General features: G+C 72.9%; 14 protein-coding genes. 7 read left to right on the top strand and 7 right to left on the bottom strand.

Annotated features, from left to right (window positions below):
- Positions 1-5: 5 nt before the first annotated feature.
- Positions 6-494, top strand: coding sequence for a GNAT family N-acetyltransferase (locus N7925_RS26450; protein WP_265601913.1), 489 nt, complete (start codon positions 6-8; stop codon positions 492-494).
- A gap of 139 nt (positions 495-633) precedes the next feature.
- Here the strand turns inward: N7925_RS26450 and N7925_RS26445 are convergent, their stop codons facing one another.
- Positions 634-2,781, bottom strand: coding sequence for an MDR family MFS transporter (locus tag N7925_RS26445; RefSeq protein ID WP_274346560.1), 2,148 nt, complete (start codon positions 2,779-2,781; stop codon positions 634-636).
- A 270-nt stretch (positions 2,782-3,051) separates the two neighbouring features.
- Between N7925_RS26445 and N7925_RS26440 the strand changes: the two genes are divergently transcribed.
- Positions 3,052-4,239, top strand: coding sequence for a peptidoglycan-binding domain-containing protein (locus N7925_RS26440; RefSeq protein WP_274346559.1), 1,188 nt, complete (start codon positions 3,052-3,054; stop codon positions 4,237-4,239).
- 255 nt (positions 4,240-4,494) lie between these two features.
- Positions 4,495-5,157, top strand: coding sequence for an HAD-IA family hydrolase (locus N7925_RS26435; RefSeq protein ID WP_265601912.1), 663 nt, complete (start codon positions 4,495-4,497; stop codon positions 5,155-5,157).
- Positions 5,158-5,297: 140 nt separating this feature from the next.
- On the opposite strand, the gene N7925_RS26430 is transcribed toward N7925_RS26435, so the two are convergent.
- Positions 5,298-6,032 (bottom strand): ABC transporter permease, encoded by a 735-nt coding sequence (locus N7925_RS26430; RefSeq protein ID WP_265601911.1) that lies wholly within the window; start codon positions 6,030-6,032, stop codon positions 5,298-5,300.
- A gap of 279 nt (positions 6,033-6,311) precedes the next feature.
- Between N7925_RS26430 and N7925_RS26425 the strand changes: the two genes are divergently transcribed.
- The 3 genes from N7925_RS26425 (at position 6,312) to N7925_RS26415 (ending at position 9,407) form a co-directional block, all read left to right on the top strand.
- Positions 6,312-6,956, top strand: coding sequence for an HNH endonuclease family protein (locus N7925_RS26425; RefSeq protein WP_274345367.1), 645 nt, complete (start codon positions 6,312-6,314; stop codon positions 6,954-6,956).
- Positions 6,957-7,113: 157 nt separating this feature from the next.
- Positions 7,114-8,841 carry an alkaline phosphatase D family protein gene (locus tag N7925_RS26420; RefSeq protein ID WP_274345366.1) on the top strand — a complete coding sequence of 576 codons (1,728 nt, stop codon included), beginning with the start codon at positions 7,114-7,116 and terminating at the stop codon, positions 8,839-8,841.
- 116 nt (positions 8,842-8,957) lie between these two features.
- Complete coding sequence (locus N7925_RS26415; protein WP_274345365.1) at positions 8,958-9,407, top strand: DoxX family protein; 450 nt, start codon at positions 8,958-8,960, stop codon at positions 9,405-9,407.
- A 232-nt stretch (positions 9,408-9,639) separates the two neighbouring features.
- Here the strand turns inward: N7925_RS26415 and N7925_RS26410 are convergent, their stop codons facing one another.
- Positions 9,640-10,410, bottom strand: a complete 771-nt coding sequence (locus N7925_RS26410) for a superoxide dismutase family protein (protein WP_274345364.1) — start codon at positions 10,408-10,410, stop codon at positions 9,640-9,642.
- 197 nt (positions 10,411-10,607) lie between these two features.
- Here N7925_RS26410 and N7925_RS26405 point away from each other — a divergent pair, with 197 nt between their 5' ends.
- On the top strand, positions 10,608-11,513 hold the full coding sequence (locus tag N7925_RS26405; RefSeq protein WP_274345363.1) for a DedA family protein: 906 nt from the start codon (positions 10,608-10,610) through the stop codon (positions 11,511-11,513).
- A gap of 43 nt (positions 11,514-11,556) precedes the next feature.
- Here the strand turns inward: N7925_RS26405 and N7925_RS26400 are convergent, their stop codons facing one another.
- The 4 genes from N7925_RS26400 to N7925_RS26385 all read right to left on the bottom strand — a co-directional run bounded on the left by N7925_RS26400 (position 11,557) and on the right by N7925_RS26385 (position 13,140).
- On the bottom strand, positions 11,557-11,778 hold the full coding sequence (locus N7925_RS26400) for a DUF2277 domain-containing protein (RefSeq protein WP_265601905.1): 222 nt from the start codon (positions 11,776-11,778) through the stop codon (positions 11,557-11,559).
- 93 nt (positions 11,779-11,871) lie between these two features.
- On the bottom strand, positions 11,872-12,336 hold the full coding sequence (locus N7925_RS26395; RefSeq protein ID WP_265601904.1) for a DUF7144 family membrane protein: 465 nt from the start codon (positions 12,334-12,336) through the stop codon (positions 11,872-11,874).
- Positions 12,337-12,469: 133 nt separating this feature from the next.
- Positions 12,470-12,814, bottom strand: a complete 345-nt coding sequence (locus tag N7925_RS26390) for a hypothetical protein (RefSeq protein ID WP_274345362.1) — start codon at positions 12,812-12,814, stop codon at positions 12,470-12,472.
- A 107-nt stretch (positions 12,815-12,921) separates the two neighbouring features.
- Positions 12,922-13,140 (bottom strand): hypothetical protein, encoded by a 219-nt coding sequence (locus N7925_RS26385; protein ID WP_228923307.1) that lies wholly within the window; start codon positions 13,138-13,140, stop codon positions 12,922-12,924.
- Positions 13,141-13,199: the final 59 nt, after the last annotated feature.

Genomic DNA, 13,199 nt, shown 5'->3' with positions numbered 1-13,199 from the left:
TCCACATGACCTGGACCGTGGCCGCCGAACGATTCGACTCCCCCGACGCGAGCACCCTGCGCCGTGACTACTACGACGAGGTCGCGAGCCGTTACTGGCAGCGGCCCGCCACCGCCGGGGAGATCGACGACGGGCTCGACGGCGACGGAGCCGACCTGCTCGTACCGCCGACCGGGCAGTTCGTCGTCGGCCGGTACAGGAGCGAAGCGGCGAGCTGCGCCGGGCTGGTGCTGACGGAGTCCGCGGGTCCGGGCACGGCGGAGCTGACGCGGGTGTACGTGCGCCCGGCGTTCCGGGGCACGGGCGGTGGCGGGCTGCTGCTGGCCGCGGTGGAGGAGGCGGCGAGGGCGTACGGCGTACGGCTGCTGCGGCTGGACACCCGCAATGACCTGGTCGAGGCGCGCGGGCTGTACACGAAGCACGGATATCGCGAAGTGCCGGCGTTCCACCGGCGCAATCAGTACGCGGAGCACTGGTTCGCCAAGGAGCTGTGACGGCGGCGTCCGGCCTGTCGGGCGACGCCCCGGCTGCCGGGCGGCGGCACCCCGGCCCGGGTTCCGGGTGCTCAGGCGGGCGGGGGACGGTGGCCGTGATCGCCACGGTCATCGGGTCGGCCGGTCATGGCCCTCACGGTCATCGGGTCGGCCGATCGTGGCCCTCATGGTCATCGGGCCGCCGGTCGTGGCCCTCGCGCTCGTCGAAGCGCCGTTCGTGGGCCTCGCGCTCGTCCTGGCGCAGGTGGGCCTCGTGGTCGCGGGGCGGCTGCGGGGTGTGGGGGCGCTCCCTGGTCGAGCCGCTGACCTCGGCGGTCAGTTCGCTGACGAGTCTGACCAGGTCGGTGGGGCGCTCGGGGCCCCACCAGTCGCCGAGGAGTTCGGCGAGGGAGTCCTCGCGGGCCTGCGAGAGCCGGACGACGGCCTCGGCCCCGGTGTCGGTGAGGATCATCTGCAGACCCTCCCGGCGGGCCAGTCCGCGTTCCTCGACCTGCCGGGCCGCATCGGTGATCACGTGCAGGGGTACGGGTGCCGTCTCGGCGAGCCGGGCGGGTTCGACAGTGCCGTGCCGCTTGATCCGCAGGAGCAGCCAGCTGGCGGCGGGCAGCAGGTCGTACCCCGCCCGCGCGGTGATCTTCTCGTAGATCTCACGGCGGCCCTCCCGGGTCGCGAGCACCGACAGGGCGCGGGCGCACTCGTCGTACGAGGAGCGCTCGACGGGGTTGGAGGCGAGTGTCTGACTGGTGTCGGGGGCGGTAACCGAGCCCCGGAGCTTGTCCTCACGGAGGAACCAGGCGAGGACGAAGGCCAGGAGGACCACCGGGACGGCGTACAGGAAGACGTCCGTGATGGAGGTGGAGTACGCGCCGAGGACGGAGGGCCGCAGGTCGGCCGGGAGCTGCCCGATGGCCCGGGGGTCGGCGGCCAGCCGCCCCGCGTCGACACCGGGCGGCAGCGACTGCCCCGCAAGCGCGCCCGTGAGCTGCCCGGTCAGCCGGTTGGCGAAGATGGTCCCGAAGATGGCCACGCCGAACGCGGAGCCGATGGACCGGAAGAACGTCACGCCGGAGGTGGCGACACCGAGGTCCTGGTAGGAGACGGAGTTCTGGGCGACCAGGACGAGGACCTGCATCACCAGGCCGAGACCGGCGCCGAAGACGAAGAAGAAGGCGCTCATCAGCCAGGTGGAGCTGTTCTCGTCGAGCTGGTGGAGCAGCAGCAGCCCGACGGCGGTGATGGCGGTTCCCAGGACCGGGAAGACCTTCCAGCGGCCGGTGCGGCTGACGATCTGGCCGGAGCCGGTCGAGGTGATCAGCAGGCCGAACACCATCGGCAGCATGTGCACGCCGGACATCGTCGGGGTGATGTCGTGCACCACCTGGAGGAAGGTCGGCAGGTAGGTCATCGCGCCGAACATGGCGAAGCCGATGACGAAGCTGATCACGGCGACGAGGGCGAAGGTCCTGATCCGGAAGAGCTGTAGCGGCAGTACGGGTTCGGCCGCGCGCCGCTCGACGGCGATGAAGGCCACGAGCAGCACGACGGCGAGCACCGCGAGCCCGATGATCTGCGGGGAGCTCCAGGCCCAGGTCGTACCGCCGAGGGAGGCGACGAGTACCAGGGCGGTGGCGACGGCCGCGATGAGGAAGGTGCCGAGGTAGTCGATGGTGTGCTTCTCGCGGCGGACCGGGATGTGCAGGACGGCCGCGATGACGACCAGCGCGACGACGCCGATCGGCAGGTTGATGTAGAAGACCCAGCGCCAGCTGAGGTGTTCGGTGAAGAAGCCGCCGAGGAGGGGCCCGAGGACGCTCGTGACGCCGAAGACCGCGCCGAAGAGCCCTTGGTACTTGCCGCGTTCGCGCGGTGTGACGAGGTCGCCGACGATCGCCATCGACAGCACCATGAGCCCGCCGCCGCCGAGTCCCTGGAGGGCCCGGAAACCGATCAGCTGGGGCATGTTCTGGGCGACCCCGCAGAGGGCGGAGCCGATCAGGAAGATCACGATCGCGGTCTGGAAGAGCTTCTTGCGGCCGTACTGGTCGCCGAGCTTGCCCCACAGCGGGGTCGCTGCGGTGGCCGCCAACAGGTAGGCGGTCACCACCCAGGACAGGTGGTCGAGGCCGCCGAGCTCACTGACGATCGTCGGGAGCGCCGTGGAGACGATGGTCTGATCGAGTGCCGCGAGCAGCATGCCGAGGAGCAGCGCTCCGATCGCCACCAGGACGCTCCGGTGGGACTGTCCCTCACCGGGCGCCGGGGGTGACGGGCTCAGCTGCTGGGCCATGGGCGTCTCCTCGATCCGCTGCATCCACTGCATCCACTGATCAACTGACTCATGGATCCACTGATCCGCTGATCCACTACACCCCCATCCTGGACGTTTCACCCCGTTATGGCCTGCCGGGGGCGGGCCGAGCCCCAGCAGGCCGTTGGGCTTCCCCGGAGCGGGCTGCATAATCGCAGGCAGCTCAAGGGGAGGGGACCCACCATGACCGGACACGCATGCCCGGAGTGCGGGAGACAGACGGCCGGGCAGCCCGGCATGGAGCATCGGGTGCCGTGCCGGTGCGGCGCCGGCGTGCCATCGCAGCAGCTCACGGAGGACGAACAGCGCGCCGCCCGCACGGCGGAGATCGCCGCGGCCGAGGACTTCGACCCGCTGCGCATCCGGCCGTACGTGACGCTGTCGGACCACTCCGGGACGGGCGGCGGCGAGGCCGGGGGACCTCGTTCCGGGCCCGGCGCACGGGAGGGCACGGCCACCGGTACGTGGGACGGCGCGCGGCCCTCCGGGATGCGGGACGACGCGGCTTCCCGTACGCAGGAGGGCACGGCCCCCGGGACCGGTGCGCCGGCACCCGACGCCGACCGGACCGCGACGGAGACCGCAGGGGCCGCGATCGGTCCGGGGGCGGCGGCGACCACCATGCCGCTGTTCCTGGGGGGCGACGGCCCGAACGGCGGCATGGGCGCGGGCACCGGCGCGGGCGTGGGCCGTGGCGCCGTGCCGGACGACAGGGGCGCCGTGCCGGACGGCAGCCGGAGGCGCACCCCGGGCGCGACTCCTGTCTTCGCTCCCGACCCCGTGCGACCGCGCCGCAGGCGCCCCCTCGGGGCGCTCGCCGTGGGGGCGGCCGTGGCCGCGGTGGTCGGCACGGCGGCCTTCGCCGGCGGGCTGTTCGGCGTCGACGACAGCGGGGACGAGGCGCTGCCGGAGGCCACCACGAGCGTCCCGGACACCGAGGCCGACGAACCGGCCGCTTCGGTGGCCCCGTCCCCCACGGCGTCGGCCACGCCGCCCCGTACGCAGTCCCCCTCGGCCGCCCCGTCCGCACCACCGTCCGCGTCCGCCTCGCCGACGGAGAGCCGGGAGCCCGAGCCGACCGCCACCACGTCCGCGCCCGCGTCACCGACGGCGAGCGCGTCGCCCACCCCGGACGGCGGCGCTCCGCCGGCCGCACCGCCCGCCGATCCGCCCCCGGGACTGGCCGGCTCCTCCCTGCGCCCGGGCGACCGGGGCCCGGAAGTCGCCGAGTTGCAGACCCGGCTCCGGACCGTCGGGGAATGGCTCTACTCGGGGCCGGTCGACGGGAGCTCCTACAGCGACCAGGTGGCGTACTCCGTGGCGATCTACCAGTCGTACAAGGCGATCCAGGGCGATCCGACGGGCGTGTACGGGCCGAACACGCGGCGCGCGCTGGAGGCGGAGACGAACGGACGCGGACGCCACCGAGCCCACTGAACGCACCGAGCCCACCGAGCCCCTCGCGGCCGCCCGCCGCGCCGGGAGATTGGCGTTCCGGCCCCGGTTTTTGTATCGTGATGGAACAAAGTAGCTCCCGCCCGCACTCCCTGACCGGCGGGCGGGGGTTGCCTTGGTTGCCGCACGCGGTACCGCACACCTGGTACCGCGCACCCTTCGCAGCCCGTGTACGTCACGCCCCGCGGCACGCGCACCCGGGCCGTTCGCACACCTCCCCGCGTTCTGGAGCAGCCGATGCCTCCCACCGTCCTCACCGCACGAGCCCTCCTCCTGGACATGGACGGCACCCTCGTGAACTCCGACGCGGTGGTGGAGCGCTGCTGGCGGCGCTGGGCGATCGAGCACGGGCTGGACCCCGAGGCCGCGCTCAAGGTGGTCCACGGCCGTCAGGGGTACGCCACGATGGCCGTCCTGCTCCCGGACCGCCCGGTGGAGGAGAACTACGCGGACAACCGGGTGATGCTGGCCGAGGAGACCGCCGACGTCGAGGGCGTCGTACCGATCGGCGGGGCGCCCGCGTTCATGGCCGCGATCGCCGAGCTGCCGCACGCGCTGGTGACCTCCGCCGACACTCCGCTGGCGACGGCCCGGATGGGTGCCGCCGCGCTGCCGATGCCCGCAGTCCGCGTCACCGCCGAGCAGGTCGGGGCCAGTAAGCCGGACCCCGAGGGCTTCCTCAAGGGCGCGGCGGAGCTGGGCTTCGACGCGGCGGACTGCATCGTGTTCGAGGACTCCGAGGCGGGCATCGCGGCCGGCCGGGCGGCGGGCATGCGCGTCGTGGGCGTCGGCCCGCGCGCCGCGGCCCTCGCGCCGGACGCCCATGTCGAGGATCTGACGCGGGTGCGCGTGGAGGCGGCCGAGGACGGCTCGATCCGTCTGCACATCGACGAGGCCTGAGCCACACCCCTGGCCCGGCCCCTCACTCCGAAGCGGAGCGCATCTCGAAGTGGGCCCACTCCGAAGCGGGGCGCATCTCGAAGCGGGGCCCACCCCGAAGCCGGGTGCATCTCATAGCAGGGCCCACCCCGAAGCGGGGCTCACCCCCGATGCAACAGCCCGCGCGCGACCAGTTCCAGGACCGCCGCGACGGCGACCACCTGGACCGCCATCAGCGCCACCAGGACGAACAGCTGCACGGCGCCCGCCTCCACGGGTGAGGCGCCGCCCAGCAGCATGCCCACGAACGCCCCCGGCAAGGTGACGAGCCCGACCGTCCGGGTCTGGTCGAGCCCGGGCAGCAACGCGTCCGACGCCGCGGGCCGCACGATCTCCAGCCTGGCGTCCCGGTCGAGCAGCCCGAGGGCCATGCCGGCCTCCACCTCCCCGCGCCGGCCGGCGAGTTCGTCCAGCGCGCGCCGCCCGCCGAGCACGGTCGCGGTGAGCGCCCCGCCGATGAGGATGCCCGCCACCGGGATGAGCGCCAGGCCCCGGACCGGCACGAGCCCCGTCAGCAGCAGCGCCCCCACCACGGGCAGCACGCCCGCCCCGATCGGCACGGCCGCCCAGCGCCAGGTGCGGTTACCGGTGATCCGGCGCCCCGCGGTCCACACGGCCACGGCGAACATCAACGCCACGAACCCGAGAAGCGGCGCCAAGGAGCGGACCACCCAGCCGATGAGCAGGGATACGGCGGCGAGTTGGACGGCCGCCCGCACCCCGGCGACGAGGATCTCTCGCGACCGGCCCAGCGAGGCCCACGCGGCGACGGCGGCGGCGAGGAGCAGCAGGACGGCGAGCACGACACCGAGGGTGGGGGAGACCGGAAGCAGCACCCGGCAACGATAGGGCCGCTCCCGGGACCGCCCGGGGGGCGCGCCCGGGACCGCGCGCGCCCCCGACGCCCCGGCGGATGCCCAACACCACCCGGACAAACCGCCCGTGGCGGGTCCGCGCGCTCCCGCGATCCGTCACTCCCCTTGCACACCCCTTGATGTGACGTGCACATGTCGCCACTCTGTTACCTGACGCCCACCCCACGGAAACCTGGCGTCGCCATGATGGCCGGGCCTCCTCACGCCCGCCCAAGCACCCCCCACACCAAGGGAGTTCGCATGTACGGTGTCTACGCGCGTCGCCTTTCCGTCGTCGCCGCAACCGCCGCGCTCGCCGCCACGTCCGCCCTGTTCACCGCCCCGAGCGCGCAGGCCGCCATGCCCACCCCGGTCAGCGCGGCGACCGCACGCACCTACCTCGGCCAGCTCAACGTCGGCGCGGAGGGCTCGTCCAGCGGCTACAGCCGCGACAAGTTCCCGCACTGGATCACCCAGTCGGGAGCCTGCAACACCCGCGAGGTCGTCCTCAAGCGCGACGGCACGAACGTCCAGCAGGACGCCTCCTGCGCCGCGGTCAGCGGCAGTTGGTACTCGACCTACGACGGCGCCACCTGGAGCGCCGCCTCCGACGTGGACATCGACCACATGATCCCGCTCGCCGAGGCCTGGCGCTCCGGCGCGAGCAGCTGGACCACCGCCCAGCGCCAGTCGTTCGCCAACGACCTGACGCGCCCGCAGCTCATCGCGGTCACCGACAACGTGAACCAGTCCAAGGGCGACAAGGACCCGGCCGAATGGATGCCGCCGACCTCCTCGTACAAGTGCACCTACGTCCGCGCCTGGGTCCACGTCAAGAAGCACTACAACCTGACCGTGGACTCCGCCGAGAAGAGCGCCCTGCAGTCCGCCCTGAACGGCTGCTGACCACCGCGCACGGCCACTGACTCCCCGCCCCGCCGCGCACGTCCGCCGACTCCCCGAGCCACCGCACAGCCGCCGGCCCACCGGAAGCCGTGCGTCCTCCTCCTGCGTTCTGTACGTTACGGACCCCATCTGTGACGGCGTCGCGAGGAGATATCACATGGCCGGGCTGCGCCTGGGACCACTGCTGCGGTACGTCGACTGGGAGTCGGGGACCACCGCGACCGTCTGGGTCGAGGCGAGCCGCCCGTGCACCGTGGAGGTCCGGTGCGCGGACGGCGCCTCGGGGGCGTCGCCCACCTTCTCGGTGGCCGGGCACCACTACGCCCTGGTCGTCGTGGAGGGGCTGACCCCCGGTTCCACCACGGCGTACGAGGTGCTGATCGGGTCCCGGCGCGTCTGGCCGCCCGCCGACGCGGGCCTCCCGCCGAGTACCATCACCACGCCGTCCGCGGCGGCTCCGGACGTCGCCGGGGCGGAGCCGGACGGGGTGCGGATCTCGTTCGGCTCGTGCCGGTGGGCGGCCGCTCCCGGCGGCGGGCACGACCCCGTGGGGCCGGACGCCCTGGTGACCCTGGCCGCCCGCCTCGCCGCGGATCCGGCGGCCGAGCGGCCCGACGTCCTGCTGCTCCTCGGCGACCAGGTGTACGCGGACGAGACCTCCGGGGCGACCCGGCGCAGACTCGCCGCCCGCCGGGACCTGGGCGAGCCGCCGGGCGCGGAGATCGCGGACTACGAGGAGTACACCTACCTCTACGACGAGTCGTGGCGCGATCCGGAGGTCCGCTGGCTGCTCTCCACGGTCCCCAGCTGCATGATCTTCGACGACCACGACGTCATCGACGACTGGAACACCAGCGCCGCCTGGCAGCGGGACATGCGCACCACACCCTGGTGGCACGAACGGATCGTCAGCGGGCTGATGTCGTACTGGGTCCACCAGCACCTGGGCAATCTCTCCCCCGTCGAACTGGCCGCCGACCCCGTGTACGCGGCGGTCAGAGCTTCGCCCGACGGCACCGAGACGCTGCGCCGCTTCGCCGCCGAGACCGACGCGGATCCCGCCCGTACTCGGTGGAGCTACCGGCGTGTTTTCGGCCGAGTACGGCTGGTGATGGTCGACACGCGCGCCGCCCGCGTCCTGGCCGAGGAGCAGCGGTCGATGCTCGACGCCGAGGAGGCCGACTGGCTGCGGGACGCGGTCCTGGACGACCCCTCTTCATACGATCACCTCCTCGTCGGCAGCTCCCTGCCGTGGCTGCTGCCCCCGCTCGTCCATGACGCGGAGCGCTGGAACGCAACCCTGTGCGCGGGCGTACGCGGGCCACGCTGGGCACGCTTCGGCGAGAAGCTGCGCCGCGCTTCCGACCTGGAACATTGGGCCGCCTTCCCGGAATCCTTCGACCGGTTCACGGAGCTGCTGCGGGAAGCGGGGAGCGGCCCGGACGCCCCGGCGACGGTATGCGTCCTCTCGGGCGATGTGCACCATGCCTACATCGCCGAGCCACGATGGCCGAAGTCCGATCCCGGACCCGGCTCCCACCCCGGGACCCATTCCGGTCCTGACTCCGGGAACGCCCCGGTTGCCCGTGTCCTTCAGCTGACCTGCTCACCCGTGCACAACTCGATCCCCCGGTCGATCCGAACGGCTTTCCGTTTCGGCTGGAGCCGGGCGGGCCGGCGGATCGGCCGACTGCTGTCCCGCCACGGCCGTACGGGAGCGTCGCCGGTGCTCTGGGACAAGGCGGGTGGCCCCTGGTTCGGTAACCAACTCATGACGCTCACGTTGCATGGCCGGAAGTCTGCGCTGACATTGGTCCAGGCCAAGGCGAGCAAGCAGGGACCCCAGCTCGAAGCGGTTTTTGAGCGTTCACTTACGCCTGAGTAGGGGGCGGTTTTCGGCCACTCGACAGAATGTTGAAGTTGCAAGTATTGATGAGGCCTCCCTAACCTGTGGCGCCGATCGGTTCACGTCCCCACCACGACCGAAGGAGCCCGCCCCCCATGCTCATCCGCTTGAACCAGGCCCAGCCCTACGTCCTCAGCCTCTTCCGCTTCGTCGTCGGCCTGCTCTTCGCCTTCCACGGCGCCGCCACGCTCTTCGGCGTGCTCGGAGGCGCTCAGGCGGAGACCGGCGCCTGGCCCGGCTGGTACGCCGCTCTGATCCAACTGGTCTGCGGGTGCCTGGTCGCCCTGGGCCTGGGTACCCGCGCTGCCGCCTTCCTCGCCTCGGGGTCGATGGCCTACGCGTACTTCAAGGTGCACCAGCCCGAGGCGTTCCTGCCGCTCCAGAACGGCGGCGAGGCCTCGGCGATGTTCTGCTGGGCGTTCCTGCTGCTGGTCTTCACCGGCCCGGGAACCGTCGCTCTGGACCGCTTCTTCGGTTCGCGGAACACGGCGGCCGACGCCGAGGGCACGTCCCGGCGCGACAAGACCCCGGCCGTCCCGGTCTGACCTGGCACCTCGGGTCCGACCTGGCACCTCGGGTCCGATCGGGCCGTCTCGGTCCGACCGTGCCGTCTCGGTCCGACTCTGTTGTCAAGGTCCGACCCCGCCGTCCCGGCGTTGCCCCGCAGCCTCCTCGCACGGAGCGGCGGGGACGTAGGGCGGTGCCCCGGCCCTCCGGTGACACGGAGGAGCGGGACACCGCCGTACGCCGTCGTCCGCCCGAGGGTACGGAGCCCCGTCACTCCCGCCCGTGGGGCCCGAACGGCACCGTGAAGCAGGCCGCCCGCTCCCCCGCACCGCCCTGCCGGTCATGGATGATCACCGACCGCGCCCCGTCCTCGCGGAAGCCCCAGCCGTGCAGGGCCTCCGCCCGCCCGTCGCCCTCCTCGTCCGTCCGGAAGTCCAGCCACACCTCGTTGACCGGATCCGCCGTCGCCGCCGGGCGGTGCTGGTAGTGAGGCCCGGCAGCGGCGGGATCGGCGCCGCAGGGCGAGGTGTGCACATGCATCCCGTACGCACGGCCGGGCACGAGCCCCCGCAGCCGCGCCCCGACCCGGGTGCCGGACGGATCCGCGAACTGTGTGACCTCGATCCGCGCGCCCGCCGGCACCAGCCGGGTGTCGTACGTCAGTGCGTCGGACGGGAGGAAGGAACCGGGCGGGGAGAAGACCCCCGCGGCCCGCATCCACGAACGGCCGCCCACGGCGACGACGTCATCCGTGCGGCTCGGGTCTCCCCCGCCGCCCGGCTCCCGCGCCGAGGCGTCCGCCACGGGGGCCCCGTGCGCGCCGTGGCCGCCGGAGGCGTCCGCCGCGCCGCCGCCCGTTCCGTGGGCGACGCCGACGCCGCAGGCCAGCGCCAGCAGGGCTGCCGTGCCCGCCAGCACGCCGGCGCCCCGGGAGACCCCCCGGCCCCGCGACATCGCCCCGCTCTCACGTTCCGCCGTCTCCCGCCGCCCCAAAATCGGGTGCGCCGGACCGCGTCCCGTCCGTACCATCCATGCCGTCATGCGCTGCTCCTCGCTCGTGCCGGTCGTTCTCCCCGCCTAACGGGCACAAGCCCTCCAGGTGTACGTGACCTGCACAACATCAACCACTCCGGGCGGCGTCCGGATGGCCCTCACGCGTACGCTGTACAGCTGAACCTGCCGCCCATGCCGCTCCCCTGCGACGTCGCGGCGTTGACACGAACGGGGAGTAGTAGACGGTGCTCGAGAGTGTGGCCGCGCTGACCAGCAGCCCATGGATCTACGCGGTGGTCGCCCTCTCCGTTCTCCTGGACGTCTTTCTGCCCCTGCTGCCCAGTGGCGTTCTCGTCATCACGGCCGCCACGGCGGCGGCAGCGGGCTCCACCACCGTCAGCGGCGCCGGCGAAGGCACCGACGGGCAGGTTCCCTCACTCGTCGTACTGATCCTGTGCGCGGCCACCGCCTCGGTGCTCGGCGACCTCGTCGCGTACCGGCTCGCCTGGCGCGGGGGCGACCGGCTGGACCGGGCCATCGCCCGCTCCCGGCGGCTCACCTCCGCGCAGGAGCGTCTCGGCGCGGCGCTGAGCCGGGGCGGCGGCGCACTGGTGGTCATCGCCCGGTTCGCACCCGCGGGCCGCTCCGTGGTCTCCCTCGGCGCGGGCGCCGCCCACCGCAGGAAGCGGGACTTCCTTCCCTGGTCCGCGCTGGCGGGTCTGGCGTGGGCGGGTTACAGCGTGGGCCTCGGCTACTTCGGCGGCCGGTGGCTGGGCTCGACGTGGTTCGGCACGGCAGTCTCCGTACTGGCTCTGTTCGTGGCGGGCGCGCTGGCCGCGTTCCTGGTGAAACGTCCGGCGACGCGCACGGTGACGCTGAGGGCGGCCGAAGCCAAGGCCGAGGCAGCGGCGACGACGGCTGCGGCTGCCGAGACGGCGCCGACGGCCACGGAGACACAGGCATCCGGAGCCGGGCCCACCCCGCGGTCCACATCCGCATCCGCATCGGGATCCGTGGCCGTGGCACCGACGACATCCCCGCTCGTGTCCGTGCCGTCGCCCACCCCCGCCCCCGGTGCCGCCCGCCCGGGCGGGCCGACCGCCCTCGGCGGTCCGGGACCGGTCTCGGCGCCCGCACCGGCCGCCCCCTGACCGGCGGGGCGCACCGGAGCGGACGGCTTACGGGCGGCGCGCCTCAGCCCCGGGCCGCGCCCCGTATCTCCAGGCCGTCGAGCAGCTTCGTCGTGGCTGCGGTGATCTCGTCGACGGCCCGGTCGAAGACCTCCCGGTTGTGCGCGGCGGGCGCGCGGAATCCGGAGACCTTGCGTACGTACTGAAGGGCGGCGGCCCGCATGTCCTCCTCGGTGGCCTCTTCGGGGAGGGCGGGCGGGCGAAGCGTCTTGATGCTGCGGCACATGACTCCAGTGTGTACCGCCCCACTGACAACGGACACCCGCGACCGCCGCCCGCCCCGCCGCCAGGCCGGTTCGCCTGCCCGACCGTTCCTCGCTCAGCTGCTCCGCACCAGGTCGCTCGGGTTCGACCGGTCGGTGCACAGGGCCCAGATGACGAAGACGTCGATCGCGATGGTGACGATGGCCCAGACCGGGGTGTACGGGAGCCACATGAAGTTGGCGATGAGGTTCAGGGAGGCGAGAACGACACCCGCGCCGCGGGCCCAGGTCGCGCCTTTGAGGATGCCCCAGCCCACGAGGATGAGGATCACGCCGAGGATCAGGTGGATCCAGCCCCACGAGGTCACGCTGAACTTGAAGACGTAGTCGTTGATGCTCGTATACACATCGTTCGAGGCGATTCCCGCGATGCCCTTCAGGACGCCGAGGATGCCGTCCACAAAGAGCAGGACACCGGCGAACACGGTTCCCCCGGCCGCCCACGGACTGCCGGCGTTGCCGCCCGGACGGGGATCGGCGGGGCGCGAGGCGCCGGGTGCGGGGGTGCTGGGCTGTGACATGAGGACTCCTTAGCCGGAACAGGCGCCGGGCGCCTGCTGTCCCGACCTGCCCTGGTGGTGCGAGCAGATCAGCTCCGACGCTCCTCCCGGCCACGGCACAGGGCCACCCGGACGCGCCCGTTCGGGTGAGGTGTCACGGCGCGCCGACCGAGACGACGCGCCCCTGGGCGTCGACGGTGAGCGCCACCCGCTCGACGCGGTTGACCAGGGCGACGCCCGCCCACACGATCCCCCACGCCAGGCACGAGAAGATGGTGAGGAAGGCGTGCAGCACGTGGTTCACCGGCTGCCCGCGCACCAGTACCACCTGGCTCTCCGAACGCGCCTCGACGCGCCAGCCGCTCGCGATGCGCCGGCTCACGACCCAGTCCAGGATCAGTGCGCGCTGCGCCGGGTCCGGGGGCTCGGCCCCAGCCACGTAATAGCCGGGCGGCGGTTCGATCGAGGCGCTGTCCCGTACCGTTCGACGACGCTTCACGGGATCACTCCCAGGTGTCGAGGCATGGGATCACTCCCAGGTGTCGAGGCATGGGGTCGAGGCATGGGTGTTGGCACGGGATCACTCCCGGGTGTCGAGACACGGGGTCATTCCCAGGTGTCGAGGTCGCCGCCGCGCCACTCGATCAGCCCCGGCCGGTCCAGCTCGACGATCTTGTCGGGCCCCGGGGCGAACCCCGCGGCCCTCAGCAACGCGGCCACCTCGCCCCGCCCGTGCGCCAGGCCCACGATCTGCCCGTGCACGGTGACCCGCCGCCCTCCGGTCGCGGAGGGCGGATAGACGATCACGGGCGGGTGCTCGGCCATGCCTCCACGGTCCCCCGAGCACCGCCTCCGCGCATCCCGGGAGGCGTGCCCCCCGGTCC

The organism is Streptomyces sp. CA-278952 (genome assembly GCF_028747205.1).
In the GTDB taxonomy this organism is placed as follows: domain Bacteria; phylum Actinomycetota; class Actinomycetes; order Streptomycetales; family Streptomycetaceae; genus Streptomyces.
This window is presented reverse-complemented; position numbering and strand designations above follow the sequence as displayed.